Source organism: Nocardia sp. CDC160 (assembly GCF_035818795.1).
Classification (GTDB): domain Bacteria; phylum Actinomycetota; class Actinomycetes; order Mycobacteriales; family Mycobacteriaceae; genus Nocardia.
In genome coordinates, this window is the sequence record NZ_JAYKYT010000003.1 from 362,025 (window position 1) to 386,632 (window position 24,608).

Genomic DNA, 24,608 nt, shown 5'->3' on the forward strand with positions numbered 1-24,608 from the left:
CATGCCCGAGTACCTGCTGCTGATCCATCAGGACGAACAGAGCTGGCTGGCCGCCGATCCCTCGGTGCAGGAGCGGACCCTGCGCGAGCATCGGGAGTTCATCGCCGCCCATGCCGATCGATTGCGCGGCGGCAATCGGCTGCGGCCGGTCTCGACCGCGACCATGGTCCGGCACGACGAGCAGGGGCGGCCGGTGATCACCGACGGCGTCTTCGCCGAGTCGAAGGAGGTGCTCGGCGGCTACTACCTGATCGAGGCCGCCGACCTGGACGAGGCCATCCGGATCGCCGCGGCGGTGCCCTCGCCGTTCGGCGGCATCGAGGTGCGACCGGTCCATCCGGAGGGCGAACCGTGATCGCCGCGCAGGTGGCCGCCGCGGTCGCCGACGCCCACCGGCGCGAGTGGGGATACGTGCTGGCGGCGACGGTCCGGGTGACCCGCGATATCGATCTCGCCGAAGAGGCCGTGCAGGAGGCGTTCACACAGGCACTGCGGTCCTGGGAGAACGAGGGCATTCCGGAGCGGCCGGGCGCGTGGCTCACCACGGTGGCCAGGCGACGCGCCCTCGACGCGCTGCGGCGCGACATCGCCTTCGAACGCTCGATCCCGCTGCTGGTGGACGACGCGCCCACCGCCGATGCCACCGAGGTGGATCCGGTCGCGGACGATCGGCTGCGGCTGATCTTCATCTGCTGCCACCCCGCCCTGTCCATGGAGGCCCGGGTGGCGCTGACCCTGCGCCTGCTGTGCGGGCTGTCCACCCCGGAGATCGCGCGGGCCTTCCTGATCCCGGAACCGACCATGGCGGCCCGAATCACGCGGGCCAAGAAGAAGATCGCGCAGGCGCACATCCCCTATCGCGTCCCGTCCGACGAGGAGCTCCCCGACCGGGTGGACGCCGTCCTCACCGTCCTGCACCTGCTGTTCACCACCGGCCACACCGCACCTGTCGGCGATGAACTGGTGCGGCCGGAATTGCTGGAGCGGGCCATGGACCTGGCCCGCATGCTGCGCCTGCTGCTGCCCAATGACTCCGACGTGGCGGGGCTCTACGCCCTGTTCCTGCTGAGCGACGCCCGCCGCGCCACCCGCACCGACGCCGCGGGCAACCTGCTGCTCCTGGCCGATCAGGACCGCGCGCACTGGGATCGGCGGGCGATCAGCGAGGGAATCGCCTTGGTGCGCAAGTCCTTACGCGGCCGCTCCCCCGGCCGGTTCCCCCTCATGGCGGCCATTGCGGCCGTCCACGCCGAGGCACCCGCCTTCGACGCCACCGACTGGCACGAAATCGCTGGCCTCTACGACCATCTCATCGCGGTGTGGCCCTCCCCCGTCGTCGCCCTCAATCGCGCCATCGCCCTGGGCCACGCGTACGGCCCGCAACGCGGCCTGGACGCACTCGACGAACTGGGCGTCGAACCGCAGCTCTCCGCCTACCACTACCTCCCGAGCGCCCGCGCCGAATTCCTCACTCGCCTCGGCAGATTCGACGAGGCCCGCCTCGCCTACCAGGAGGCCCTGCTGCTCGCCGACAACACCGTGGAAGCCGCCCACCTCACCGCCCGCCTGCACGAACTCGACTCTTGACGCCCCGGCGTTCCAGTCCCGCCATCACCAGCGGCGGCACCACGGCCAGCACGGAGACGGCGAGCACCCAGGTGAAGGTCAGCGCGAAGGCGGAGCCCGCACCGGCGGCGTCGCCGGAGGTCGGCAGGTGTCGCTGCAGGACCACGACGAAGGTGGCGGTGCCGATCGACCCGCCCACGCGCTGCATGACGGTCAATTGCGGTGTGGCGTCGATGATTTGGGACGGGGTCAGCTCGCGCAGGGCGGCGGTCATGGCGGGCATGGCGGCCAGGCCGATACCCAGACCGCGAAACACCATGGCGCAGCCGAGGAACCAGTAGGGGGTGTCGTCGGTAATGAGCATGAACGGGACCGTGGCGGCGCAGCCGATGAGGGTGCCGACCAGGCAGGTGAGGGTGCCGATGCGCTCGTAGAGGCGGGCGGAGACGACCATGGCCAGCGCCGCGCCAATGCCCTGGGGTGCCATCAGCAAGCCGGTGTGGGCGGCGTCCTGATGGCGGACGATCTGAAAGTACAAGGGCAGCAGCACCATCGCACCGAAGGTCACCGCGCCGATGACGAAGGTCGAGATGGTCCCGGTGGCGAAGAAACCGTCCCGCCACAGGCGCAGATCGAGCACGGGGTTCCGGGTGCGCAGCGAATGCACGACGAACAGCACGACCAGAGCCGTTCCGCCACACAGTGATACGAGCACACGCGGGTCCGCCAGCCCGCGCGAGGCGGCCTCGGACAGTCCGTAGGTGATGCCCACCATTCCGGCCGAGACCAGCGTCAACCCGAAAACGTCGAGCGCCCCGGCCGATTCGTCCCGTACGTCGTTCGGCAGCAGTCGGACCGCGAGCACCAGGCCGAGCGCACCGATCGGCGCGTTGATCAGGAAGATCCACTGCCAGCCCGCGTAATCGAGCAGCAGCCCACCGATCGTGGGCCCGATCACCGGGGTCAGCACCATCGGAATGCCCGCCGCCACCATGGCCCTGGCCATGCCCTGCCGTCCCGCCGCGGTCACCAGGATCATCTGCCCGACCGGAATCATGACCCCCGCGCCGAGCCCCTGCGCGACCCGCGCGGCGACGAGTTCGCCGACGGTACCGGCGGCCGCACAGGCCACCGAGGCGAGCGTGAACAGCGACAGCGAGCCGAGATACAGCCGCTTCGGCCCCACTTTCCGTGCGGCCCACCCGGTCACCGGCAGGACCGCGGCCTGCACCAGCAGGTAGACGGTGACGACCCACCCGATCGCGTCGAGGGTGCCGCCCAGGTCGGTGGCCAGGGATTTGAGGGCGACGTTCACGACGGTCGCATCGAGGAAGGCGAGGATCGCACCGATCAGCACGACCACGACGGCCCGGCGCGCCTGCGGGGTGAGAGTTGGCCGGTCGACGGCCGTTTCCGGGGGATTCGAGATGCTCACCCCACACAGTGTCATCCGTTCGGATAAAAGTGTCAACCAGTTGGATGACAAAGCATCCGGATGGATGACCCAGTCATCCGTCGCAGTACGATGGCCGGATGGCAACCGAGCCCGACACCGGGGACCAGGCACCGGGACGGCGTCCCCGCCGCGCACCCACCGCCGCCGAACGCCGACGCGATGCCGAGCGCTCCCGCCAGGCCCTGCTCGACGCGGCCCTGGACGAGTTCGCCGCCAAGGGTTTCGACGGCGCGCGCGTACAGGAGATCGCCGATCGGGCCGGAGTCAACAAGCAGCTCATCGCCTACTACTTCGGTGGCAAAGAGGGCCTCTACCAAGAGATTCAACGCGGCTGGCCCGCCGCCGAGGCCGAGCGCGCGGACCCGGAGCTGCCGCTCGATGAGGTCGCCGCGCGCTATCTGGCGGCGGTGCTCGAGGATCCGCGCCCGGCGCGACTGCTGGTGTGGCGCGGCCTCACCGGAAGCGGTACGGACACCGACTATTTGGCGGGGGCGAGCACGGTCGAGGCCGATCTCGCCAATCTGGCTCGCGCGCAGGGGCGCGGGGAGATCGCCGCCGAACTGGATCCGGCCTTCGTCCGCATGGCGCTCATGGGCATGATCCTGGCCCCGGTCATGCTGCCCGAGACCGCGCTGCAGGCGACCGGAAAAGAGCCCGGCTCACCGGAATTCGAGCAGTACTACGCCGCGCAGCTGCGGGCGCTGATCCGACTACTCGGCCGGTGAGGATTCCGGGGCGGGACTGGTCACCGTCATGGCCGGGCGGGCCGAGCCGGAGCGGGCGATGGCCACGCCGGACAGGCACAGCAGGCCGCCGAGCCACGCCAACGGAGCCGGGACCTCGCCGAGGGCCAGCCAGGACATGAGAATCACCAGGGCGGGGACGGCATAGGTGGTGGCGCCCAGTTTGCCCGCCGTGGTGCGGGCCAGGGCGTAGGCCCAGGTGGTGAAGGCCAGGGCGGTGGGGAAGACGCCCAGGTAGACCAGGCTGAGCGTGGAGGTGGCGGGAGCCGCGGCGGCCTGGGTGACGAGCTGCCCCGAAAAGGGTAGGCACGCAATGGTTCCCACGACACAGCCGCCGGTCGTCATTTGCAGTGCGGAGGCGTGGGCCAGGGCGGGTTTCTGCACGACGACCGAAATGGCCCAGCAGACGGCGGCGATGACGCACAGGATGACGCCGAGGGCCGCCGCCGAGCCACCATTGGAGTTGGACAGTCCCACCACCACCGCGCCGGTGAAGGCCACCGAGATGCCCGCCATGAGGCGAGGCGGAAAGCCCTCCGAGAGAAAGAATCCACTCAGCAGGGCGATGAGGACCGGGCCGATATTGATGACCATGGCCGCGGTACCGGCATCCAGATGCCTTTCACCCCAGTTGAGGGCGACCATGTAGACGCCGAACCAGAGGATCCCGGAGATCAGGATGCCGCGCCAGGCGGGGCGGGCGGGGAAGCGCTCCCCGGTGATCAGCATGATGACGATCAGGGCGATCGAGCCGGAGAGCAGGCGACCCAGGGCCAGCGCGCCGGGCGAAAAGGCGTGTCCCGCACTGCGAATGAAGACGAAGGCCGAGGCCCACAGAATGACCGTGGCGGCCGCGGCCGCCATTGCTCGCCGATTCGCGGATTCGATCTGCTGCGCCATTCCCCGACCGTAGACCACCGGGCCGACAAGATTCACGCGGTTTTCGGACGTCGAATTTCCGCTGGAATCACCAGCATTGCGAGACGGCGGGGCGGCATATGGTCCAGCCCGAGCCGTCGGGCCGGGCCACGGGCACCCAGGTCCGGTCCGTTCCACCGCTGCCGATCCGGTTGGCACCCGCCACGGCGTCGGGCTGTGGCGCGGGATCGATGTACACATAGTCGTATTGCGGGTATCCGTCGTAGCCGTAGGTGACGACCACATGCGACGATCCGCTGGCCCCGGAAGGCTCCGGCCCGGTCACGGCGGGTTCGGCCGCGGCGATCCCGGCGGCGGACGCGAACAGAGTTCCGGCAATCATCAAGCCGGTCAACGGTTTCCGGATGGCGGTCGGGGCAAAGTGGGTATTCATCGAACCTCCTCGTTCGCCCTAGATACGTCATCGGGTTACGTGGCGGTTCGGCCGAAGATCGAATCACGAACTCCGGCAGATGAATACGAGATCAGAAACCGGGTCCGGGCGGCGGCGGCAACCGGCGCTCACGCGGAATCAGCAGCAGGAGCAGCGACAGCACGAGTGCGCCGCCCACCAGGTACAGTCCCCAGGTCCCGCTGAACAGGTGCCGCCAGTCATTGCGCAGCTCATGGTCGAATCGGTCGTCCAGCCGCCAGGCCAGCAGCCCGAGCCCGGCCAGTCCGACGAGCACGCCGACCCAGCCGAGGATCCGGGACCCGAACAGCGCGGCCAACAGCACCACCGCCGCGACGCCGAGCAGCCCGATGGCCAGCGAGGTGACGAACGATCCGGAATGCGACCCGATCTGATCCAGGGTCCGGCCCGACGCGAAACCGTTGCGGAGATCGTCGAATTGCACATTCCGCGCGTCGACCGAGCCGACGAGCGGACCGAAAACCCCGGCCGCCATCGCGATGGCGGCCGCGAACAGCAGCAGATGGACGAAAGTGCGCATACTCCACGGTATGGCCGCCATTCGCGACGCGCCATGCGACAGGCGATCAGGAGCGCCGATCCACCGCGAGGTAGGCGGCCGCCGCCACCACGCCCGACACGACCGCGACCGACGGCCACGCGCCGATCTTCTTGGCCAGCGGATGCGAGGCGCCCATCGCGCCAATGGCGAGCCCGGTCAGCGCGGCGGCCCCACCGGTCCCGACCGTCTTGCGCCAGCGCGGAAACGCCGCCGCCGTGCCCGCCGCGAAGACCGCGCCGCCGAGCTGCCGCTGCTTGGTGGCCTGGGCGAGGGCGAAACCACCGGTGAGCCCACCGGCCGCGAGCAACGACGTCGGTACCGCGGGAATGCCTGCCATTTCACTACCTCCAACGCACGAACGAACGAATGAACACCTCGACGTTAACCGGAGTTCATTCCGCCGCTTCGCCGGGGCGGGGTCAGGATCGTTGCGGGTCGGTCAGCAGCGAACGATTCAGCTGCTCCTCGCTGATCGGCGGAACCGGCAGCGGGTGAGCGGCTTCCGCCCGTAGACCATCGAGCATCAGGGCGAGATTGCGCCGCCAGGCATCCGGTGCGATGTGCGCGGTCTGCTCGACCACCCGGGTGTGCGACCAGGTGATGAAGGCAATATCCTCGAGCGCCCAATCCGCCCGCAGCACCCCGGCATCCTGTGCGCGCGTGATGATTTCGCGCATGATGGCATGCCCGCGATCGCGTTGCGCCGCGATCTCCGGGCTGGGCGCGGCCCGCAGTGCGAGCTCGTTGAGCAGTCGATCGTAAGCCTGTAGCTCACAGATCTTTTCGACCAGGTAGACGAACGATTCCCACGGATCATCAAGGGCCAGTGCTTCTTCCGCGATTCGCCCGCCCGCCTCGATCCGATCCTCGACGGCCGCCGCGATGAGGTCGTCGCGAGTGGGGAAGCGGTTGTAGAGCGTCCCGATGGCCACCCCCGCCCGGGCGGCGATCTCCTTGAGGGGCGCGTCGAGTCCGCGTTCGGCGAAGACCTCGCGCGCCGCGGTCACCAGCGCGTCGCGATTGCGGCGGGCGTCGAGGCGGAGGGGTTTCTGCGCGGGCATTCGCCGATCCTACAAATCGGGCGTCGAATTCAAGTTGAGCATAGGTTCAACTTAATGCTAGCGTCGCTTTCATAACTTGAACCACAGCTCAACTTAGTGAGGCAGACCATGAGCAAGACCATCGCCATCTTCGGATTCGGGCCCGGACTGGGCATGGGCGTCGCCCGCCGCTTCGGCCGAGAGGGCTTCCGGGTGGCCGTCATCGGCCGCAAACCCGACAAGGCCGAACAACACGTCACCGATCTGAAGGCCGAGGGCATCGAGGCGGCCGCCTTCCCCGCCGACGTCACCGACGCGACGCAGATTGACGGCGCCATCGCGGCCATCCGCACGACCTTCGGCGAGATCGACGTGGCCTTGCACGGCGCCGCGGCCGACATGTCGGATCGCGTCTCCTCCACGCTGGCCGTGGACGTGCCCGACCTGCGGCTTCCCATGGCGCTGAAGCTGCACTCCCCCTTGCTGATGACCCGCGCCCTGCTGCCGGGAATGCTCGACCGCGGCGAGGGCGCACTCCTGTTCTCCTCCGGATCCACACCGCGCCTGGTGCATCCGTACCTGGCCAATATCGGTGTCGCGCTCGCGGCCCAGCGCGGCTACCTCCTGCAACTGGCCGAGGAGTTGCGCGGCACCGGCGTGTACGTCGGCCTGCTGAACATCGGTGTGCTGATCGGCGGCAGCGAGGCCGAGCGGGTCGTGGACGCGCATCCCGAGGTGGTCCCGCCCGGCGTCAGCATCCCCCGCATGACCAATGACGAACTGGGCGAGCACTATTGGGAAATGTACGCCCGACGCGAATCCACCGAGGTGGAGGTCGGCTTCACCGACTGAGCGCGGCCGATTCGTGGGATGTGTTGCGGCCGGAGCGAGTCTTACGATAAGAACCTGACGAAACACGGTCCGGGGGGTTCCGGGCACGTCGGTTCACGCAGTTCCGCTCAGCCGTAAAGGAATAACTCGACCATGACGGGTCCGGTCGTTTTCACCAGCTACTACCACGACGAATCCAATGACGACGGATTCCAGTGGGAGTTCCGCTGCGATCGCTGCAGCACCACCTTCAAGTCGCCGTTCGAGCAGAACTACTTCTCCCGGGGTCGCGGTGCGCTGCGTGTGCTGCGCGATCTGTTCGGCGATCAGGTGAAGGCCATCGACAAGATCTCCAATGCCGCGGAGAGCTACTCCAACCACTGGGGCGGCTCCTCCTCGAGCACCAAGGACAAGGCCTTCGCCCGCGCGGTCGAGCAGGTGCGCAACGACTTCCGGCTGTGCGGCGGCTGCGGCCGCTGGGTGTGTCACAGCGTCTGCTGGAACGAGCAGGTCGGCCAGTGCACGAACTGCTCCCCGCAGGTGCAGCACCAGATCGCGCAGGCGCAGGCCGACGCGCGCGGGTATCAGATCCGTGAGGCGGCCTACCAGCAGGACTGGGCCTCCCAGCACGATGTGGCCACCCCCGCCCGCGTCTCCTGCCCCACCTGCGGTGCGAACACCACCGGCGGCCGCTTCTGCTCCACCTGCGGCGGTGCACTAGCCCTGCAGTCGAACTGCCGGGGTTGCGGCCACCAGGTCCAGGTGGGGGCGGCCTTCTGCTCGAATTGCGGTCAGCCGCAATAGCGGTCATCGGATGCCGGGTGTGGCGGGATCGGTGCCGACACAACCGAGGATGAAGCAGCCCGGCGGCCAGCCGCCGAAGGGTGGGTAGAGCGGTTTGCCCAGGCACGCCAGGATGCCGCAGCCGGGATAGGACATCGGCCCGAGCCCCAGGGCGGCCAGGGTGGCGTCGGGATTGATGAACATCGGATCGGTGAGACTGGTGTCGGGATGGTCGACATACGGCCCCGGATCCGGGAGGGTCGGGTTTCGGAACGCGCCGGTGAGGCCCCGCAGGAAATCGTGCGGGAAGCTCACCGCGCCACCGGGAACCGTGACGCCCGTCCAACTCACCAATAGCCCGAGGCTGGGCACGATGTAGTTGTCCTGGCGCAGCATGCCCGACATCTCGATCGCGTCCTTGGGCAGTCCCGGAAAGAGGTCCTCGCAGTCGGGGCCGTTGACGGTGATCAGGAAGCCATAGCACGGATTGACACCGCCGGGCGTGGTGGCCTGCGCCAGGTAATCGGTCGAGATCAGTTGGCGGCCATGCCAATTGCCGCGATTCACCAGCAGCAGTCCCAGCTTGGCGTAGTCGTCCGGGGGCAGCACCAGGTGGGCGTGACCGTAGGTGTTGCCGCTGCGATCGCGTACCCAAAGGTAGTCGGAGGTACGAATACCCAAGGGGTCGAAGAGGTTTCGCTGCGCGTACGCCTGAAAATCCTCGCCGACGGCCTGCTGGATCACATACACCAGCAGGTCGACGGCGCGCTGACTGTACTGCCAGGTCTCGCCCTGCGGGTGCACGATCGGCATGGCCAGCGCCTGGGCCACCACATTCGGGTCGAGCCGGAACAGGCCGGTGACCCCCTCGGAGGCGATGGCGATCTCCATGCCGGAGGTCTCGGTCAACAGACTGCGCACGGTGATCGCGCGGTGCTCGTCATCGCCGAGCCCGGCGGGCAGATAGTTGCCGATCGGATCGTCCACGCGCAGTTTGTGTTCGTCGACCGCGATCCCCGCGACCAGCGACACCACGCTCTTGGTGCCACTCCACAGATTCCAGGCGACGCCGCCCGCGCGCTGATTGGTGGGTCCGCCCGCGATCAGACAGTTGTTGCGGAAGACCTGGACGGTGAAGCGGGTGGGATTGGAGGCGAAGGCGACCGCCTGCCGCACCCCGGCCGAATCCAGGCCCACCTCTTCGGGTGTCGCCGTCTCGGGCTGACGGCCGTCGCTGACTTCACAGTGCCGCAACCCATCCGGTGCGGCGGTACCCATCGGGCCCGCGATCAAGGCCCAGGCGATCGCCATGGTCGCCACGACTATGCCCGTCACGAATCGTGCCACTCGCCCTCCGTTTCCTGAACATCCGTTCAGCTCATCGGAGCGGCGTTGCGGCCGTTATCTTTTCGTGACCCCTGACTTCTGGGGGCGGTGGTTTCAGGGGCGGGTGTCGACGGTCGCGAAGGCCGCCCAGACCAGCGGGGAGTGCTCGATCGCGCCGGTCTCGCGCCAGGCGGTCAGCTGGGTGCGCTGCCAGGCATTGAGTGCGACCACCGGGTCCTCGGATTCGTGGGCGGCGTCGATGGCGCAGACCGCCTGCTGGAACGGATGCGTGGTGCCCGGTGTACCCGCGAGCCGATGGAAGGCCAGGTCCGTGGGCAAGGGCCAGCGCCCCGCCGTGACCAGTTCGGCACCGCCGGTCAGCATGGCGGCGACCAGGCCGAGGGGTTCGGCGAAGCGCAGATCGCCACCGCTCTCACAGGCGACGAGCGCGACGCGGCTGGGAATGGGCCAGATCTCGGGGCCGATGCGGGGAATCTCCTTGTCTCCCTGCCCATTACCCGAGTGGGCGGCGTGCTCATGGCCGACGGGCAGCGCGTGGGTGCCGAGCAGCAGATCCCGAGCCGACAGCGGCCGATGGTCGCGGTACGCCGGGGCGCAACCCGGACTGGCGGCCGTACACGACAGGTGCAGCGTGGCCGATTCGCTGCGACCGGACTCGGGCGCGGCGGCCGTCACATGCCCGACGTACAGCAGCCGGGCCGCACCCGCGTGCAGCGCGCCGCTCAGCCAGGCACGGTCGAGATCGGTGCGCCGGAACGCCTCCAGGGCATTGTCGACCGCGGGGACGAGCCGACCGGCTTCGGCATGCGCGGCCACCCGCTCCGCCAGCGGTGCGGCCGAATCCATCCGCCCCAGTACCGATCCCAGTGCCGAATCGGCCCGGAAACCGGGAACCCGGGGATCGAGAATCGCGATGACGGGTCGCTCCCGGCTGTCCGCCCACGACCGAGCCACCCGCGCGGGCGCGTGGACGACGCCGGGCGCGGCGAGCACACTCACATCCGCGATCTCCACCAGCCGCACGTCCGCGTCGGGTGCGATCAACTCCCACGGCAATTGCGCTGTCCGCGGCGAGGGTTGGATGCGGATGTGCGGCCGAACTCCCTGGACGTAGAGCTCATGCAGGGCCACCGCGAGGTTATAGGGCAGAAACGCCGCCGACAAATACTGCGCCAGCGCGTTTTCCGACTCGAACGACGCCAATTCGCCGGTCGTGAGCGCTGACTCGAGCCCACCGGCCCTCCCCGGCGCGGGCAGAGCCGCCGCGAACCTCCGCATCGCCGCATCGACCTGCGCCTCCGGCACCACCCCGACCCCACCGGGCGCACTCTCTCCGGCCCACCGCCAGGTCACGTACAGATCTCCGGCATCCGCCATCCGAACGAACGCGGTCGGCCGAGCTTCCGCCACACCGGTTTCGGCCGTCACGCCGAGATCACCCGGTCGGTGCGGAGGCGGCGGCCGTAGCGCTGTTCGGCCGCGTCGAGCCAGGCGGCCAAGGCGACGTGGCCGTCGGGTGGCACGGCGACGCGGGGTGGCGGAGTGACCGGCAGGCCCGCACCCGCCGCTACGGCCGCGAGGGCGGTGCCGAGTTCCAGGGCGTCTCGCAGCGGGGAGGCGGAATCGGCGGGTGGGTCGAAGGGTTCGAGGAGGTCCAGGGGCGCGGGCGGTTCGGAGGTGACGCGATCGATGTCCACTATTGTTCCCGCGCACTGGTTTTCAATGAGGTCGGCGACCAGGCGGGCGTCACCGGCGAGGTAGGCGTAGCGGAAGGCGAGGCGTAGTGCCGGGTTCACGATGCGGCGGTTCCAGGTGTCGCGTTGCGATCCGTCGGGGAGTTCGAAGCGCACGGCGTCCAGAGCCAGGGCAGCCGGGACCGCGAGATCGACGGCCCGCGCGAGCAATCCGGGGACCTGCGCGACGAGGGGTTCCAGCAGGCCCGCATGCCAGTAGTCGAGCTGGGCGCAGTGCAGGCCTAGGCCACGGACGGCGTAGGTGGCTCGTGCCGCCGACAGCTCGGCTTCGCCCTCGTCATATCGCCCTGCGGCAAAGGCGGTGGCGGCCAGGCGAAGTCGCACGTCGGCGGCGTCGATGACCGCTCGTGACTCCTCGAACCGGTGCAGGGCCGCGCGATACCGGGCATTGGCGACCTCGAGCTCACCCCGGTGCTCGGCAATGAAGCCCATGACCTTCAAACCGATGCCCGCCCGATGCGCCACCCCCGCCGCGTCGAAGTGCTCCTGCGCGGCGGCCAGCAGCGGTTCCGCATCATCGAAACACCCGGAGCGCGTGTACATCAGCGCCAGATTCTGTCGAGTCTCCGCCATCCCGGCCCGATCCTGAACGGCCTCGAATGCCGCCAGCGCCTGTCCCGCGAAGTCCTGTGCGAGCTCCCATCGCCCGGTCTCGAAGTGCGCCGCCGCCAGATTCATCAGCGGATGGCCGACCTGCTCCGGCCCGAACCGCCGTGCCGCCTCCAATGATTCCCCCGCCAAATCCAGTGCCCGCCACCACTGCTGCCGATGCAATGCCACGGCCGTGGAAGACACCAGGCACGCGAATCGCAAATCCCCCGGCGCATCCTCCCCCGCCAGCGCCGCCCGGGCCCGCTCCAACGCCTCCTGCGCCCCGTCCAGATCCCCCAGATTCTGCAGAGCCTGCGACAACCCGATCAACGCCCCCGGATACATCCGGGGAGCATCAACCCGCATCTCCCCCAACGCTTCCCGAAACCGCTCCACCGCCCCGGCATGATCACCCAGCTGATCGGTCACCACCGCGACATCGACGAGCGCGCACAGCCGCAAATCCCCGTCCTCGACCGCCGCGGCCCGCTCGAAGATTCGCAGCGCCTCCCACAACTCCCCGCGCCCCACCGCCTCGGCCCCCGCCCGCAAGAGCGGACTTTCCGCCTCGGAGCCCGCTCCCGCCGCCGATTCGTCCCCGCCCGGAGGGCGACCGTCGTCGCCACCCGCGTCGGCCGGGTCCGGCGAAACCGCAGGCCGATCAGCGAATGCGGCGATCTTGGGATCGACCCCCGCCGATGTGACCGGGGTTGATCTTTCCGGCGGTTCGGGGGCACGGTCGGTGGGTTCGGGCACGTCAGAAGTCCGAATCTCCGGCGGCGGCCGCGATTTCGGCGAGCAGCGGCGCGAAGGGATCGCGGTCATCGGCCGGTGTCGCAGCCAATCGCAGGCGGGATGCGGCGAACTCGCGAATTCGGTCGCGTAGGGCGGACGCGGCGGCACCCGCCGAATCGGCATCGTGGGCGCGCGAGTCAGACGATTCGGGCAGCGGCCCGAAACCCGGAACGTGGATGCCGACGCGGACGCCGGAGGTCGGCGCGGCGAGGGTCGATTCGCCGACCCAGGTGTCGTCGGCCTGGTGAAGCTCGGCGTCCAGTTCGCCACGGCCGGTGTCGATGTGGGCGTGGGGTCGCAGGTGGGGCGGTAGGTCCGGGGGCAGATCGGGGTGGGCGGCCACGGTGATGGCGACGGTGGTTTCGCTCGCGGCGCGGATCAGTTGCCAGGACACCGCCGATTCGGAGGCGTCGACGAGTCCGGGCGGGCAGCGCCGCCAGTCCCAGCCGCCGGTACCGCGCGCCAGGACCATGGTGCCCGCTCGCGATTCCTCACCCGCCGCCAGTGCGTAATCCGAAGCGCGCCGGGTTCTTTCGATGGAGGCCGGGGTCGGCGGAGCGAGGGCGTCCGCGCCGTCCACCAGGGACTCGCATTCCTCGGTCAGCACCGCGATATCGCGGTCGAGCAGCGCCTGATCGAGGGCCGCGATGCCGTCCAGGGTGGAGGCTGGCCACCAGCGTGCCGCCCAGTGCGCGTACGCGAGCCGCCGCGCACTCACGGCGAGATCGGATCTCGCGGGGGCGGCTGTCACTGCGACGGAATCCCCCACGGCTCCGTCCGCGCCGATTCCATCCAGAGCCAAGGCGACCGGCTCACCGTAGAGCGCCCAGACCCACTCCTGCGCCAAGTCGATATTGTCGATGAGCGCGGCCGGAACTTCCCGCGCGGCAAGCACATTCCAGATCAGGTGACCGCCGAGCACCTCGAGCACCATGACGTCCGGACCGGCCGCCACCTCCAGTGCGCCGGGATCGTCGTCGGGCACAATGCCGAACAGCCCATCGGAATAGCGCTGAATCACCGAGTTCGTCATCCCGCCCTCGATTCCCGCTCATCGAACTCGACCGCCGCACTCGCGGCCAACGCCCGCTTCACCCGCGTCCGGTGGTCCAGCATCACCGACCGCGCCACCCCGTCCAGCAGATCCCACAGCTCATCCGCCGCGTACACCGGGAACTCCCGCACATCCCGCCCATGCAGCCGAGCCCACAACCTCCGCACATAGGGCCGCCACGGCACCCGCAACTCCGCCGCGATCGCCCCCAACGGCCCCTCGACCGCATCTCCCCGCACTACCATCCGCCGCGCCTGCAACACATACGCCTCGCGCTGCCACCGCGCATTGATCAACCGTGCCGCGACACCCCCACCGCCCGTGGCGATCTCTCCAGCACTTGGCAGCCCGATGACGGAGTCACCACCGCCAGCCGGTGCACTACCGGTCCGCAATCCGGTTGCGGCGCTGGTCAATCCGGCCATCAGAGCCTCGGCCGGACGGCCATTCGTGGTGCTCAACACCCCGGCCGCCGTGCCGAGTGGACCGACAGTCGTGCCGGTCGGACCGACCGCGGCTCCGCGGAGTCCATCGGCGATGCCTGCCAGCCCAACGGGACGTGCCTGAACCGCCGAGGCACTGGCAACCATCGATGGGCCTATGTGGGCGGAATCGCCGAGCGGGCGCAGATCGACCGCCAGGGCAGCCCCTGCGGCAGCTGCCAAGCGCAGCGACTCGTCCAGTAGGGCCCAGGGGGCGCAGGCGCGGGCGATTTCGGCGTCGACAAGTTCGGAAATCGGGGGGAGGTCGGCGCGTTCGCTGGAGGCTTGCAGGACGGTGAATATGCGCTCGTGAATGGTGCGATCGAAGGGGAGGCCGAGGGTCGCGGTGGAGGCCGAGGCGCCGATCAGGGGTGGCTGCGGCAGCGGATGCAGGGTCAAGCCCAACTCCTGCGCGGTGCCTTGGCTCCGCTCCGCGACCGGGTCAATCCTTTCGCCGTGGGCTGAATCGCCGATCTCTCTGCGCCACAGCCGAATTCCGGTGTGCGTGCCGACCAGGGCGTCGATCATGGTATCGAGGTCGATGGATTCGGCGGAATCATCGAATCTGGTTGCGGCGCAGGCGTTCAGGAGATCGGCCAGGGCGGCGGAGTGGTCGGGGACGTCGGTGAGCGGGCGGCGACGCCAGGCGGTCTGGATGAGGTCGGTCAGCTCGCCCGCGCGGGCCGGATCGGCAAGGTAGTCCCTGAGGGCCTGGGTGGTGCGGCCCGCGCTGAGCCCGTGGATCTCGCGCAGCGCGGCCTCGGCGGCCACCCGGTCGCGGGCGGCGTCCGGCATGCCCTGGGTGGTGGCCAGTTCGAAGCAGCGCTGGAAGTACAGGTCCTGGGCATTGCCCTCGGTGATGCGCAGGCCGCGCCGGGTCTGCTTGAGCAGCGTGAACCAGGCGGCGGTGGCGCGCAGGACATCCGCGGCGGCGTGCACGCGGGTGGCGAGCAGGACCGCGCCGTCGGCGGACAGCATCGACCCCGCGCACTGCGGATGCTGAACCGGGCGGATGACCAGCGGGTCGAGGATGAGTTTGACGGTGCGCCGCAGGGGTCCGCCGTGCGGTCCGCTCAAGGGTTCGACACCGTCGAGGCGGCGCCACACCTCATCCAGCACCATGGCCCGCGGTCGTCGCATTCGCCCAGGTTATCCCAGTTTTGGAGCCCCGCAAGCGACGGAAGTTGGGATCGGTAGGCGGGTTCGGATTCCTACCGTTGCGTCATCGGTTCCACCCCGGAGCCAGCTTCACGAGAACGAGGAAAGACCATGAACGGCAAGCCGATCCGCCTGACCACCGCCCTTTTCGCCGCCGCCGCGGCCACCGCCCTGCTGGTCACCGGATGCAGCAGCAACTCCGGCACCTCCGGCTCCACGACGACCAAGGCCACCAATGCCGCCCCGGCGGGCCCGCAGACCTCCGCCCCCGGCAACACCGCCGGTGGCTCCTCGTCGGCCTCGGTCGACGGCAAGGCCATCTCGGCCAAGTTCGACACCACCTGCGCCAAGCAGGGCGGCAACCTGGCCCTGGCCCTCACCGACCAGGGCAACGCCACCTACGGCACGCTGACCGCGAGCGCCACCATCACCGGCACCGACACCGTGCAGGCCGTCGGCATCGCGGGCACCAAGGGCGGCGCGAACGGCCAGCCGTACGCGCTGGGCTTCGGCAATGGCATGCCGGGCGGTTCGGCAAAGGTGACCAAGAGCGGCAACACCTACACCGTCACCGGCGAGGGCGTCGGCGGCGTAGACATGTCCAACCCGATGGCCGGACCCAAGACCGAGAAGTTCGAGATCGTCTTCGCCTGCTCGACCGTCGTCGGCGGCTGACCAACCCCCTGTTTCACCCCGCTCGTGCCATCGGGCATGAGCGGGTTCATCACTCACGTCTCCAAGATCGGGAAAGTACATGAAGAACCAGATCCGTTACGCCGCTCTCGCTTTCGGCGTCCTCGCCATCGGCTACTACCTGTGGCACGGCCTCACCTCCCACGATGTCTTCGGCTGGGTCGGCCCGCAGATGGCGCTGCCGATCATCGCCCTGACCGTCGTCCCCATCGCCTTCGCCTTCACCGGCGACGGGATCCTGTCGGCTCTCACCGGCAACAACAGCTCCGAGTTCCGCCATGGCCTGGTGGGCCTGGGCACCGTCGAGGGTGTCCGGCAGACCGGCGTCTACCTCAACGAACAGCCGCAGGTGCGCATCGACTTCCGCGTCGAGGGCTCCGATGGGAAGGTCTTTCCCTCGCACGCCAAGATGATCGTGCCGCTGACCCAGCTGGCGCTGTTGCGCCCCGGCGTGGTGCTGCCGGTCCGCTACCTGCCGGACCGCCTCGACAAGGTCGAAGTGGATCTGTCCGGCGATACCGCCGCCGCGCAGGATGCCATGAACGCGGCCATGATTCGCAAGGGTTTCACCACCCCGGCCAAGATCGATATTGCCCGGCGCGGCATCGCGGCCCAGGCGGTGGTGCGCTCGCTGAGCGTGCCGGGTGAGATCCGCGACGGCCACTCGCGCCTGGACCTGGTGCTGGTGGTGACCCGCCCCGACGGCAGCACCTTCGAGACCCGCACCGAGAAGTTCCTGGCCCCGGCCATGGTCTCGCTGGTCCAGGTCGGCCGCGTGGTGGCGGTGCACTACCTGCCGGAGAACGAGCAGGAGGTGGTGCTGTCGCTGCCGGTCAATTCCGCCAACCAGTCGTGATCTCCGAGAAACTCAGAGCCGCAGGCAGATTCCGCCCGCGGCTCTTCGTCATGGTCGGGTCAGTCGCGTTCGTAGAAGCCGTCGATGCGGCCGCGCCCATGCGCCCGGGCGGCGGCGAGCACCTCCCGCGGCTTGGCCGAGGTGAGCGACCGGCCCCCGGTCAGCGCGACCGGTTCGGTCAGCGCGAACACCTGGAACACATAGCGGTGCGGGCCGTGTCCCCGCACCGGAGCCGGGCCCATATAGCCGCGGCCCCAGCTCGATCGCAGCACCGTGACCCCCTCCCGCGCGGAATCCGAAGCCAGTGCGCCGCTGGGCAATTCCCGCAGGTCGGCGTCGAGCAGGGCCAGCGCGTGCACGAACGGACCGCCGAAGGGCGCGTCCTGATCCTCCACGATCAGCATCTGCTGCGCGGTCCCCGCGGGCACTCCGGACCAGGCCAGCGCCGGTGACACGTCCGAGCCTCCGGCCCGCTTGTTGGCGTGGCGGATGTCCAGTCGCGCTTCATGGTCGAAGTCGGCACTGGTCACCTCGAACACCCCGCCCTCACCCAGATTCGGCCGGTACCAGGCCAGATCCGCGGCGGCGGCCCGTCGGTTCCGCAGCAGCTTGCCGATGATCGCCATTCCATTCTCCTTGGCCGGTAGTGCTTTTCAGAGCTTGCGTGCGTCCGCCGGGATGAGCAGCGGCTCAGCGAACCGCCAGATCTCCTCGGCGGCATCGAATTCCAGTGACACGGCCGATCCCGGCGACCCGGCCCACTGCTCCGGCACCGGCGTCCCGGGCCAGGTGTGACCACCACCGAAAACCGTCCACGCCGAGACCACGGTGCCGCCGGTCCCGTGGCTCACGGTGGTGCGGGTCGATCCGGCGGTCTCGACCGTCTCGCCCGGCCCGGTACACCCGTCGATGTCCCGCCAGTACCGCGCGGACTCCGCCAAACCCCGAGTGCTACCGCGTAGTTCGCCATTCGGACCACGGTGCCGCGAGTACCCGCCCGTGATCGGCACCACGGGATCCGCATCGCCGTTCATGAGCAGGGCCGACACCGCGTACCCGGGCCGAATTCCGGCCAGTGCCTCCGGAAATCCCCCGGCCACGGCCGCGATCACCGCTACCCGGTCCCCGGCCTCCACCGCCATTCGATGCGCCATGAACGCCCCATTGGAGATCCCCGCCACCACGGCGCGATCACCGGGCGTCTCGAATCGTGCTGCGCACCAGTCGATCACCGCGCTCAGGAACGACACGTCGTCCACGCGGTCCGCATCGGCGGTCGTCACACCCCGCCCGTCCGCCCAACATCCGCCGACACCGTGCGGATACGCGATCCCGATACCCCACTCGTCGGCATGCCGCGCGAAACTGGTCCACCCGTACATCAGCGGTTCCGTCGGAGTCTCCGCCATTCCACTCTGATTTCCGTGCAACACCAGCACGATCGGCGCGCCCGTTCGATTGGGCGGCCGCACCGCGAAGCGTCGCTCCAGCCCATCGATCGCCACTTCCGCCTCGACCAGGTCAACGGTCACGAACCTTCCCTCCTCGCAGGTCACTTCCCGAAACCGCACCCACTGTAGGCAGCGCGAACCGTCCGCGCATATGCTGCGGTTTTGCGGCGCGAACAGGATGAAATCAGCCGAAAACGTAGTGGACCTGGTCGAAGACGGGCTCGAAGCCGAGGGCGCGGTACACCTTGTTGGACGTCGGATTGGCGAGGTCCGCGTAGAGGCAGACGCCCGTTCCGGTGTCGAGCAAGATCCGCGATACGTGGGCGACCAGGGCGGAGGCATATCCGTGGGCTCGGTGTTCGGGCGGTGTGTAGACCGGGCCGATTCGAGTCCAGCCGTATGCGGGGACCTGGTGGGCGGTCAGGCTCACCGGTCGATCCTCGATCTTCCATAACCACCAGCGCCCCTTGGCAATTCGGGCGCGCAGCGCCGATTCGCTCAATTCCACGGTGGGTTCCCGTATTTCACGACTCATGGCGGCGGTCCACCGTCGGCAGAGCTCGATATCGGCCTCGGTGGCCGGGCGCGGAGCACCGGGCGCGGGTGGATTGTGCAGACGCCCGAGCCGGTAGAGCCGCTCCACCACCGGGCCGTTGCGCGCCGTGGTGCCGCGTAGCTTGTCCCACTCCGCCGCGAAAGCGGCCGCCGACGACGCGGAGCCGACGACATCGGGTATATCGGGCAGAACCTCGGCGAACCGCCCGGCCAGTTCCGGCACGACCTCGTCGGGCAGCTCGCCCAGCCAGACGCCGCGCCCGGCGGTGCACATGGCCACGCCGACCACCTCTGTCTCATGTACCGACGCGAAGTACGAGGGCTGCTCGCTGGGCGCGAGGCCGCCGATCAGATTCTCCACGACGGTGCACATGATGGTGTGACGCAACGGCTCTCGGTTCAGAAACCCTGCCACCCGCCCCCGGAACGCGACCGGATCATCGGTGATGTCGATCCTCATGAGCCCACGGTATGGGCGATCGAGTGAAAGGGCGACTCCATGATCACGACTGGATAGCTCGGCGGTTACAAATTATGGGAAACACGCATAACCCTAGCGCCGGGTGGTACGGATGAATTGGCTACATGGTTGCCCAGTTCCCTTCGCGATAGCACTTCTACCAGTACGGAAGAAGGAGCGATGTTAGTCCAACGATTGGCAGCAACCGCTGTGCTAGCGGTAGGTATCACGGCGCTGTCGGCCGGTGTGGCCGCAGCGGATCAGGCTCAGCCCTCCGGGATCGATGTCGATCCCGCGCCGAGTGCCACGGCACCGGCGGCCCCGCAGCAGGTCGAGGAGCAGCCGGACGTCACCATGCATCAGTGCAATGCCATTCTCGGTGCGCTCACCGGCGGCCTCATCGGCGGCACCTTGAGCGCGCTGCCGGGCGCTGCGATCGGCGCGGGTATCGGCGCGCTGATCGGATGGTCACTGCTCTACCCGCCCGGCCCGCCTTTGGCCTGTTGGCAGCCCAACCCGCCACCGGCCTGACCGGACACCATGGGGCGCAACGCCGTTAGGGTTGCGCCTCATGACGCGTTATCACCGCATCGCCGCACAGGATCTCGGCCGCCTGGGCGCGTTGAGCGACGGCATCTTCGCCGTCGCCATGACGCTGCTCGTGCTGGAACTGCATGTCCCGGCTGCCGAGGCCTGGCACGAGCGGCTGCTGTGGTCGGATGGCTCGGTGTCCGCCGAGGCACCGGTCTGGCATGCCCTCACCCACGTCGGACCCCAATTCCTCATCTGTTTCCTGGGTTTCCTGACCCTCGGAATGTTCTGGATCGGCCAGCAGACCCAGCTGAATCTCCTGGCCCGGGCCGACCGGTCCCTGGCGTGGATTCACCTGATGTTCCTGTTCGGCGTGGCCATGGTCCCCTTCGCCACGGCACTGCTGGCGGCCTTCCCGCAGTCGCGGCTGGCGCTGCTGGTCTACTGGGTCGACCTGTTGTACCTGGGGCTGATCCAGCTCGCGAGCCTGCGGTACGCCCGACGCGCGGGTCTGTTGGCGGAAAACACTACGCCGCAGGATGTTCGGGCGATTCGGCAGCGGATCGTCGTGGTGCAGGTGCTGTACGCGGTCAGTGTCGCGCTGTGCCCGCTCAGCACCTATCTGAGTATTGCCCTGATCATCGCGTTGCAGGTGAATTCCGCTGTGTCACCCCAGATTCGGCCCTTGAATCGCTTCTGACGGGAACAGATCCAGACGGAAGCGGGTAGGAGTGGTGGCCGTCTGGGTGCGGAAGAACTTCGTGAAGTTCGCCGGATCGTCGAAACCCAGGCGGCGGGCGCATTCCGCGGTGGTGATGGGTTCGTGGGCGAGCAGGCGTTTGGCTTCGAGGGTGACGCGGGCGTTGAGGTACTGCTTGGCCGTGGTGCCCGTGGCGGCTTGCACGGCCCGTGAGAGCGTGCGCGGGGAGTAGCCGAGTTGGGCTGCGTACCAGGAGACTTCGCGAGTCTCGGCGTGGTGACGCTCGGCCAGGCGGGCGAAGCGATCGAACAGGTCGGTGGGGTCCGGGAGGGCGGGGAGGGCGGTGCTCAGGCGCAGGGTGAGGGCGCTGAGCAGGTGGCGGAGGATGGCCGGATCGGGTGGGGCGGCGGCATATTCGGTCGTCAGGTGGTCGAAGGCGGCGTCGGTGAGCGAGGTACCGGACAGCACCGGCGGCGTGGACGGCGACGGTGGATGGCCGAGGGCGGCGGCCGGAATGAGTTCGGAGCGACAGAGGATCACGCAGCCGTCCATGCCGGTGATGTCGTCCCAGCGGTGGGTCCAGCCGGGACGAATCCAGGCGATCGAGCCCGCGGTGAGCCGATGGCTGACGAAATCGACCGTCATGCTGCCGGTTCCGCTGCGGCAGCGGGCGAGGACGTGGAAGTCGCCGCGAATCACCTCGCGTCCGGCGACCGGCATGGGCCGCAGTTGCTCGAAGCTCAGCACTTCGAGACCGGTGGCGGACCCGGTCTTCAGCGCGTACCGCAGGGTTCGAATCGGTTGTCCATTTTTTACCATGAGCGGTCTCGAATCTACCTGGCCGCGAGGGGTTCGGTCACCGTACCGTTCAGGTATGAGAAAAATCGCCGTGGCGGGCGGCTCACTGCCGATTCACCTGCACGAAGCAGACTCCGACGCACCAATGCTGGTCTTCCTGCACTACTGGGGCGGGTCGCACCGGACGTTCACGCCATTGCTCGAGCAGCTCGAGTACCCGGGAACGGTGGTCACTTATGACCATCGCGGATGGGGCGAATCCCGCGGCCTGCCCGGACCGTACGACATCACCCAGCTGGCCGCCGACGCCCACGCCGTGCTCACCGAGCTCGCGCCGGAGCGTTTCGTGCTGATCGGGCACTCGATGGGCGGCAAGGTCGCGCAGTTGCTCGCCGCGCGCCGCCTGCCCGGGTTGGCGGGCGTGGTGCTCATCGGCCCGGCACCCGCGCGCCCGGCCGTCACCCCGGAAGCTCAGCGCCAGCTCGTGCACGCCTACGATTCCGCCGAGACCGTGGCCGGGGCGCTCGAGCACGTGCTCACGCATCGTCGTCTTTCGGATGCCCTGCGTGAGCAGGTGATTCAGGACAGTCTCGCGGGTTCGACGGCCACCCACGAGGCCTGGGCCCTGGATTCGATCGCCCGCGACATCTCCGCGGTCACACCGCGGATCGAGGTCCCGGTGGTGGTGTTGGCGGGTGAACACGATCTGGTCGAGCCGCCGCAGCTGCTCGCGGACCATCTGCTGCCCCATGTCCCGACCGCGACCATGCGGGTCGTTCCGGACACGGGACATCTTTCGCCGCTGGAGAATCCGGGTGCGCTGGCCGAGGCCGTTCGTGTCGCGCTCGCCGAGCTGACGCCTATCTCCCCGCTGCCCCGGTGAAGTCGATGGCGGCGACCGTGGCGCGGGCCAGGCGCTCCGGATCGTCGCCGAGCGGTGAGTCGTTCAGTGCGCCTTCGCGCCACAGGGTGGCGAACCCGTGCACCAGGGACCAGGCCGCCAGTTCGGCGGCCGAGCCATCCGCCGCGGGAATCCCCAGTTCCGCTATCCCGGACCGCAATTCGTGCCCGGACCGGTTGCGGGCGGCGATGAGTCGCTCGTCGTCCGCACGCAGCAGATCGTGCCGGAACATCACATCGAAATGCCCGGGATGGTTGCGGGCGAACCGTATGTAGGCCACCGCGACCTCCCGGAAATCGCCCGAAGCGGCGCGTAATGCGGCGTCGAGCAGCTCGAAACCCTCGATGGCCAGGGCGGTCAGCAGCCCCTGCCGATTCCCGAAGTGATGCGCGGGTGCCGCGTGCGACACCCCCGCCCGCTGCGCCAGCGCCCGCAGCGACACCGAATCGACCCCCTCGGCGGCGATCTGCTCGGCGGCGGCGTGCAGCAGCGTGGCTCGCAGGTCTCCGTGGTGATACGCGCTCTTCGTCACTCCTCGATCGTCACCCAGAATCTAGACATTGACAAGTTCCGCAGCTCGCGCATATCTTGTCACTGTCTAGATTGCTCACTCAGAGGAGTCCGCGATGGCACCGCTCATCGTTCTCATAGTCGTCACCGGCCTGGCGAGAATCGCCGGTTGGCTCCACGCCACCGATTGGCTCGATTCCTGGCCACACGCGGTGCGCATCGGCCTGGCCGCCATGTTCGCCCTGACCGCTTCGGCGCATTTCCTCCAGCCCCGACGCGACGGCCTGATCGCCATGGTCCCGCCGCGCCTGCCCAACCCGGCGGCACTCGTCACCCTGACCGGGTTTCTCGAATTGGCCGGAGCCATCGGCCTTCTCATCCCGTGGGCGGCGCCGCTGGCCGCGATCTGCCTGGCGGTCATGCTGGTCTTCCTGTTCCCGGCGAATGTCCGAGCCGCGCGCACGGGCAGCGATATCCAGACAATGCCGCTGCCCGCGCGCGGACTGGTCCAGGTACTGTTCATCGCCGCCTGCGTGCTGGCGGCATTCTGAAAAGCGCTCGGGGCCAAGGGAAGTGCCCTCGGCCCCGCGTGATTACTTGATCGCCACCGGGCTGATCGGGGTGCCGACCGCGCCGGGTATTCGCAGGGCGGGCGCGCACAGCAGGAAGTCGTACACGCCGTCCTCGGCGCAGTCGCGCCCCAGCGCCTCCAGATCCCAGATCTCGCCGAGCGGCATACCCATATCGCGCAGCGCGAGCATGTGCAGCGGCAGCATCACCCCGTCCTCGGGCCGCATCACCTCGACGGCCGGATTGTCCACCGCCACCGCCGAGATGTCGTGCGCGTGCAGCCATTCCGCGCACCGCCAGCTCAATCCCGGACTGCCGCCGAACCATTCGCTGGATTTTCGGGTCTCGAGGAAGCGGGTCCACCAGCCGATGCGCACCACCAGGACATCGCCGGGTTCGAGGTCGACGCCCTGTGCCTGGATGACCGCGTCCAGGTCATGCGGCCCGATGACGGTACCGGCGTCGAGTCGCGCCACATTGCGGTGTCGTGCCACATCCACCAGCACGCCCCGCCCCACCACGCCGCCGCGCTCGGCGACGTGCTCGATGCCGAGCTTGCTCGCGCCACGGCTGGTCACCGCGGCGGCCGGATAGCCGTTGTACAGCAGCCCGTCGTAATACACGTGCGAGAGCGCGTCCCACTGCGTCGCGGCCTGCAGCGGCATCATGAGGTAGTCGTCGTTGAAGCGCATCGGGCCGCCGGCATACATGCCCGTGACCTGGGTCTCGGCCGAACCGCCCCACCCGGACAGATTGGCCGCGAGATCGGCGTCGCCGCCGTCGACGGCCATCAGGTGAATGGGATTGCGCCGGAAACCGCTGGAGCCCTGCGGCCCGTCCGCATCGAACGGCACCCCGAGCGAGATGCTGCGCCCCTGGCGAGCGCGCGTGGCCGCGTGGGCAATCCGATCCGGGGTCAGCAGGTTCAGCGTCCCGAGCTGATCGTCCTCGCCCCACCGACCCCAGTTGCGCACGCGCTCAGCGGCTTTACGCCATTCCTCGGTCACCGAACCCCTCCACTCCGACAGGTCCGTTCGATCTTTACCCGCTCGGCCAACGGCTGTCGAGACACAGTCCCACCGGCCGGTCCG

28 protein-coding genes are annotated in these 24,608 nt (G+C 68.8%); 11 read left to right on the plus strand and 17 right to left on the minus strand.

Annotated features, from left to right (window positions below; genetic code table 11):
• Position 1 precedes the first annotated feature (1 nt).
• Together VMT40_RS16270 and VMT40_RS16275 are read left to right on the plus strand one after the other, a co-directional pair.
• Entirely contained in the window at positions 2 to 355 is a 354-nt protein-coding gene (locus VMT40_RS16270) for a YciI family protein (RefSeq protein WP_326359018.1), read from the plus strand.
• Entirely contained in the window at positions 352 to 1,587 is a 1,236-nt protein-coding gene (locus tag VMT40_RS16275) for an RNA polymerase sigma factor (RefSeq protein WP_326359019.1), read from the plus strand. The genes VMT40_RS16270 and VMT40_RS16275 overlap by 4 nt, the downstream gene beginning before the upstream one ends.
• Here the strand turns inward: VMT40_RS16275 and VMT40_RS16280 are convergent.
• Positions 1,556 to 3,001 carry an MDR family MFS transporter gene (locus VMT40_RS16280; RefSeq protein ID WP_326359020.1) on the minus strand — a complete coding sequence of 482 codons (1,446 nt, stop codon included), beginning with the start codon at positions 2,999 to 3,001 and terminating at the stop codon, positions 1,556 to 1,558. The two genes, VMT40_RS16275 and VMT40_RS16280, sit on opposite strands and share 32 nt — an antisense overlap.
• Positions 3,002 to 3,099: 98 nt before the next feature.
• On the opposite strand from VMT40_RS16280, the gene VMT40_RS16285 reads away from it, so the two are divergent.
• Positions 3,100 to 3,747: a TetR family transcriptional regulator gene (locus VMT40_RS16285; protein ID WP_326359021.1), complete on the plus strand. Its 648-nt coding sequence runs from the start codon at positions 3,100 to 3,102 to the stop codon at positions 3,745 to 3,747.
• On the opposite strand, the gene VMT40_RS16290 is transcribed toward VMT40_RS16285, so the two are convergent.
• The 5 genes from VMT40_RS16290 to VMT40_RS16310 all read right to left on the minus strand — a co-directional run bounded on the left by VMT40_RS16290 (position 3,733) and on the right by VMT40_RS16310 (position 6,718).
• Positions 3,733 to 4,665, minus strand: a complete 933-nt coding sequence (locus tag VMT40_RS16290) for a DMT family transporter (RefSeq protein ID WP_326359022.1) — start codon at positions 4,663 to 4,665, stop codon at positions 3,733 to 3,735. The two genes, VMT40_RS16285 and VMT40_RS16290, sit on opposite strands and share 15 nt — an antisense overlap.
• Before the next feature lie 67 nt (positions 4,666 to 4,732).
• Positions 4,733 to 5,077: a hypothetical protein gene (locus tag VMT40_RS16295; RefSeq protein WP_326359023.1), complete on the minus strand. Its 345-nt coding sequence runs from the start codon at positions 5,075 to 5,077 to the stop codon at positions 4,733 to 4,735.
• Between the two features lie 91 nt (positions 5,078 to 5,168).
• Entirely contained in the window at positions 5,169 to 5,636 is a 468-nt protein-coding gene (locus tag VMT40_RS16300) for a hypothetical protein (protein ID WP_326359024.1), read from the minus strand.
• Between the two features lie 46 nt (positions 5,637 to 5,682).
• Entirely contained in the window at positions 5,683 to 5,994 is a 312-nt protein-coding gene (locus VMT40_RS16305) for a hypothetical protein (protein WP_326359025.1), read from the minus strand.
• Positions 5,995 to 6,076: 82 nt separating this feature from the next.
• Positions 6,077 to 6,718 (minus strand): TetR/AcrR family transcriptional regulator, encoded by a 642-nt coding sequence (locus VMT40_RS16310; protein WP_326359027.1) that lies wholly within the window; start codon positions 6,716 to 6,718, stop codon positions 6,077 to 6,079.
• 108 nt (positions 6,719 to 6,826) lie between these two features.
• Between VMT40_RS16310 and VMT40_RS16315 the strand changes: the two genes are divergently transcribed.
• Together VMT40_RS16315 and VMT40_RS16320 are read left to right on the plus strand one after the other, a co-directional pair.
• Positions 6,827 to 7,549 (plus strand): SDR family NAD(P)-dependent oxidoreductase, encoded by a 723-nt coding sequence (locus VMT40_RS16315; RefSeq protein ID WP_326359028.1) that lies wholly within the window; start codon positions 6,827 to 6,829, stop codon positions 7,547 to 7,549.
• 132 nt (positions 7,550 to 7,681) lie between these two features.
• On the plus strand, positions 7,682 to 8,332 hold the full coding sequence (locus VMT40_RS16320) for a double zinc ribbon domain-containing protein (protein WP_326359029.1): 651 nt from the start codon (positions 7,682 to 7,684) through the stop codon (positions 8,330 to 8,332).
• A 3-nt stretch (positions 8,333 to 8,335) separates the two neighbouring features.
• Here the strand turns inward: VMT40_RS16320 and VMT40_RS16325 are convergent, their stop codons facing one another.
• The 5 genes from VMT40_RS16325 to VMT40_RS16345 all read right to left on the minus strand — a co-directional run bounded on the left by VMT40_RS16325 (position 8,336) and on the right by VMT40_RS16345 (position 15,474).
• Positions 8,336 to 9,658 (minus strand): serine hydrolase domain-containing protein, encoded by a 1,323-nt coding sequence (locus VMT40_RS16325; RefSeq protein ID WP_326359030.1) that lies wholly within the window; start codon positions 9,656 to 9,658, stop codon positions 8,336 to 8,338.
• A 93-nt stretch (positions 9,659 to 9,751) separates the two neighbouring features.
• Positions 9,752 to 11,035, minus strand: coding sequence for a hypothetical protein (locus tag VMT40_RS16330; protein WP_326360210.1), 1,284 nt, complete (start codon positions 11,033 to 11,035; stop codon positions 9,752 to 9,754).
• A gap of 47 nt (positions 11,036 to 11,082) precedes the next feature.
• Positions 11,083 to 12,759 (minus strand): tetratricopeptide repeat protein, encoded by a 1,677-nt coding sequence (locus VMT40_RS16335; protein ID WP_326359031.1) that lies wholly within the window; start codon positions 12,757 to 12,759, stop codon positions 11,083 to 11,085.
• A gap of 1 nt (position 12,760) precedes the next feature.
• Positions 12,761 to 13,831 carry a hypothetical protein gene (locus tag VMT40_RS16340; protein ID WP_326359033.1) on the minus strand — a complete coding sequence of 357 codons (1,071 nt, stop codon included), beginning with the start codon at positions 13,829 to 13,831 and terminating at the stop codon, positions 12,761 to 12,763.
• Positions 13,828 to 15,474 carry a hypothetical protein gene (locus VMT40_RS16345; RefSeq protein ID WP_442789992.1) on the minus strand — a complete coding sequence of 549 codons (1,647 nt, stop codon included), beginning with the start codon at positions 15,472 to 15,474 and terminating at the stop codon, positions 13,828 to 13,830. The genes VMT40_RS16340 and VMT40_RS16345 overlap by 4 nt, the downstream gene beginning before the upstream one ends.
• 129 nt (positions 15,475 to 15,603) lie before the next feature.
• On the opposite strand from VMT40_RS16345, the gene VMT40_RS16350 reads away from it, so the two are divergent.
• Both VMT40_RS16350 and VMT40_RS16355 read left to right on the plus strand, forming a co-directional pair.
• Positions 15,604 to 16,167, plus strand: a complete 564-nt coding sequence (locus VMT40_RS16350; RefSeq protein WP_326359034.1) for a lipoprotein LpqH — start codon at positions 15,604 to 15,606, stop codon at positions 16,165 to 16,167.
• Positions 16,168 to 16,246: 79 nt separating this feature from the next.
• Positions 16,247 to 17,041, plus strand: coding sequence for a hypothetical protein (locus tag VMT40_RS16355; RefSeq protein ID WP_326359035.1), 795 nt, complete (start codon positions 16,247 to 16,249; stop codon positions 17,039 to 17,041).
• Positions 17,042 to 17,100: 59 nt separating this feature from the next.
• Here VMT40_RS16355 and VMT40_RS16360 read toward each other — a convergent pair whose 3' ends face one another.
• The 3 genes from VMT40_RS16360 to VMT40_RS16370 all read right to left on the minus strand — a co-directional run bounded on the left by VMT40_RS16360 (position 17,101) and on the right by VMT40_RS16370 (position 19,507).
• Positions 17,101 to 17,667 (minus strand): YbhB/YbcL family Raf kinase inhibitor-like protein, encoded by a 567-nt coding sequence (locus VMT40_RS16360; protein WP_326359036.1) that lies wholly within the window; start codon positions 17,665 to 17,667, stop codon positions 17,101 to 17,103.
• Positions 17,668 to 17,694: 27 nt separating this feature from the next.
• Positions 17,695 to 18,573, minus strand: a complete 879-nt coding sequence (locus VMT40_RS16365) for an alpha/beta hydrolase family esterase (protein WP_326359037.1) — start codon at positions 18,571 to 18,573, stop codon at positions 17,695 to 17,697.
• Between the two features lie 103 nt (positions 18,574 to 18,676).
• Positions 18,677 to 19,507 carry a GNAT family N-acetyltransferase gene (locus VMT40_RS16370; RefSeq protein WP_326359039.1) on the minus strand — a complete coding sequence of 277 codons (831 nt, stop codon included), beginning with the start codon at positions 19,505 to 19,507 and terminating at the stop codon, positions 18,677 to 18,679.
• Positions 19,508 to 19,717: 210 nt separating this feature from the next.
• Here VMT40_RS16370 and VMT40_RS16375 point away from each other — a divergent pair, with 210 nt between their 5' ends.
• Positions 19,718 to 20,038 carry a hypothetical protein gene (locus tag VMT40_RS16375; RefSeq protein ID WP_326359040.1) on the plus strand — a complete coding sequence of 107 codons (321 nt, stop codon included), beginning with the start codon at positions 19,718 to 19,720 and terminating at the stop codon, positions 20,036 to 20,038.
• Between the two features lie 40 nt (positions 20,039 to 20,078).
• Positions 20,079 to 20,738, plus strand: a complete 660-nt coding sequence (locus VMT40_RS16380) for a TMEM175 family protein (protein WP_326359041.1) — start codon at positions 20,079 to 20,081, stop codon at positions 20,736 to 20,738.
• Here the strand turns inward: VMT40_RS16380 and VMT40_RS16385 are convergent.
• A complete protein-coding gene (locus VMT40_RS16385; RefSeq protein WP_326359043.1) occupies positions 20,706 to 21,557 on the minus strand; it encodes a helix-turn-helix domain-containing protein in 852 nt (283 codons plus the stop codon). The genes VMT40_RS16380 and VMT40_RS16385 overlap by 33 nt on opposite strands.
• 55 nt (positions 21,558 to 21,612) lie before the next feature.
• On the opposite strand from VMT40_RS16385, the gene VMT40_RS16390 reads away from it, so the two are divergent.
• A complete protein-coding gene (locus tag VMT40_RS16390) occupies positions 21,613 to 22,419 on the plus strand; it encodes an alpha/beta fold hydrolase (RefSeq protein WP_326359045.1) in 807 nt (268 codons plus the stop codon).
• Here VMT40_RS16390 and VMT40_RS16395 read toward each other — a convergent pair.
• The gene (locus tag VMT40_RS16395; RefSeq protein ID WP_326359047.1) at positions 22,397 to 22,969 is read right to left on the minus strand and encodes a TetR/AcrR family transcriptional regulator; all 573 of its coding nucleotides are present in this window, start codon (positions 22,967 to 22,969) and stop codon (positions 22,397 to 22,399) included. The genes VMT40_RS16390 and VMT40_RS16395 overlap by 23 nt on opposite strands.
• Before the next feature lie 94 nt (positions 22,970 to 23,063).
• On the opposite strand from VMT40_RS16395, the gene VMT40_RS16400 reads away from it, so the two are divergent.
• Positions 23,064 to 23,498, plus strand: a complete 435-nt coding sequence (locus VMT40_RS16400) for a DoxX family protein (RefSeq protein ID WP_326359048.1) — start codon at positions 23,064 to 23,066, stop codon at positions 23,496 to 23,498.
• A gap of 42 nt (positions 23,499 to 23,540) precedes the next feature.
• On the opposite strand, the gene VMT40_RS16405 is transcribed toward VMT40_RS16400, so the two are convergent.
• The gene (locus tag VMT40_RS16405; RefSeq protein WP_326359050.1) at positions 23,541 to 24,524 is read right to left on the minus strand and encodes a cyclase family protein; all 984 of its coding nucleotides are present in this window, start codon (positions 24,522 to 24,524) and stop codon (positions 23,541 to 23,543) included.
• Between the last annotated feature and the right edge of the window lie 84 nt (positions 24,525 to 24,608).

What these genes read in the sequence shown, in the direction of transcription:
- VMT40_RS16320 (WP_326359029.1), top strand. Translation starts at nt 7,682, where the DNA reads ATGACGGGTCCGGTCGTTTTCACCAGCTACTACCACGACGAATCCAAT.
- VMT40_RS16400 (WP_326359048.1), top strand. Translation starts at nt 23,064, where the DNA reads ATGGCACCGCTCATCGTTCTCATAGTCGTCACCGGCCTGGCGAGAATC.
- VMT40_RS16390 (WP_326359045.1), top strand. Translation starts at nt 21,613, where the DNA reads ATGAGAAAAATCGCCGTGGCGGGCGGCTCACTGCCGATTCACCTGCAC.
- VMT40_RS16355 (WP_326359035.1), top strand. Translation starts at nt 16,247, where the DNA reads ATGAAGAACCAGATCCGTTACGCCGCTCTCGCTTTCGGCGTCCTCGCC.
- VMT40_RS16270 (WP_326359018.1), top strand. Translation starts at nt 2, where the DNA reads ATGCCCGAGTACCTGCTGCTGATCCATCAGGACGAACAGAGCTGGCTG.
- VMT40_RS16380 (WP_326359041.1), top strand. Translation starts at nt 20,079, where the DNA reads ATGACGCGTTATCACCGCATCGCCGCACAGGATCTCGGCCGCCTGGGC.
- VMT40_RS16295 (WP_326359023.1), bottom strand. Translation starts at nt 5,077, where the DNA reads ATGAATACCCACTTTGCCCCGACCGCCATCCGGAAACCGTTGACCGGC.
- VMT40_RS16290 (WP_326359022.1), bottom strand. Translation starts at nt 4,665, where the DNA reads ATGGCGCAGCAGATCGAATCCGCGAATCGGCGAGCAATGGCGGCCGCG.
- VMT40_RS16300 (WP_326359024.1), bottom strand. Translation starts at nt 5,636, where the DNA reads ATGCGCACTTTCGTCCATCTGCTGCTGTTCGCGGCCGCCATCGCGATG.
- VMT40_RS16305 (WP_326359025.1), bottom strand. Translation starts at nt 5,994, where the DNA reads ATGGCAGGCATTCCCGCGGTACCGACGTCGTTGCTCGCGGCCGGTGGG.
- VMT40_RS16360 (WP_326359036.1), bottom strand. Translation starts at nt 17,667, where the DNA reads ATGGCGATCATCGGCAAGCTGCTGCGGAACCGACGGGCCGCCGCCGCG.
- VMT40_RS16340 (WP_326359033.1), bottom strand. Translation starts at nt 13,831, where the DNA reads ATGACGAACTCGGTGATTCAGCGCTATTCCGATGGGCTGTTCGGCATT.
- VMT40_RS16385 (WP_326359043.1), bottom strand. Translation starts at nt 21,557, where the DNA reads ATGGTAAAAAATGGACAACCGATTCGAACCCTGCGGTACGCGCTGAAG.
- VMT40_RS16350 (WP_326359034.1), top strand. Translation starts at nt 15,604, where the DNA reads ATGAACGGCAAGCCGATCCGCCTGACCACCGCCCTTTTCGCCGCCGCC.
- VMT40_RS16285 (WP_326359021.1), top strand. Translation starts at nt 3,100, where the DNA reads ATGGCAACCGAGCCCGACACCGGGGACCAGGCACCGGGACGGCGTCCC.
- VMT40_RS16315 (WP_326359028.1), top strand. Translation starts at nt 6,827, where the DNA reads ATGAGCAAGACCATCGCCATCTTCGGATTCGGGCCCGGACTGGGCATG.
- VMT40_RS16330 (WP_326360210.1), bottom strand. Translation starts at nt 11,035, where the DNA reads ATGGCGGATGCCGGAGATCTGTACGTGACCTGGCGGTGGGCCGGAGAG.
- VMT40_RS16310 (WP_326359027.1), bottom strand. Translation starts at nt 6,718, where the DNA reads ATGCCCGCGCAGAAACCCCTCCGCCTCGACGCCCGCCGCAATCGCGAC.
- VMT40_RS16370 (WP_326359039.1), bottom strand. Translation starts at nt 19,507, where the DNA reads ATGAGGATCGACATCACCGATGATCCGGTCGCGTTCCGGGGGCGGGTG.
- VMT40_RS16345 (WP_442789992.1), bottom strand. Translation starts at nt 15,474, where the DNA reads ATGCGACGACCGCGGGCCATGGTGCTGGATGAGGTGTGGCGCCGCCTC.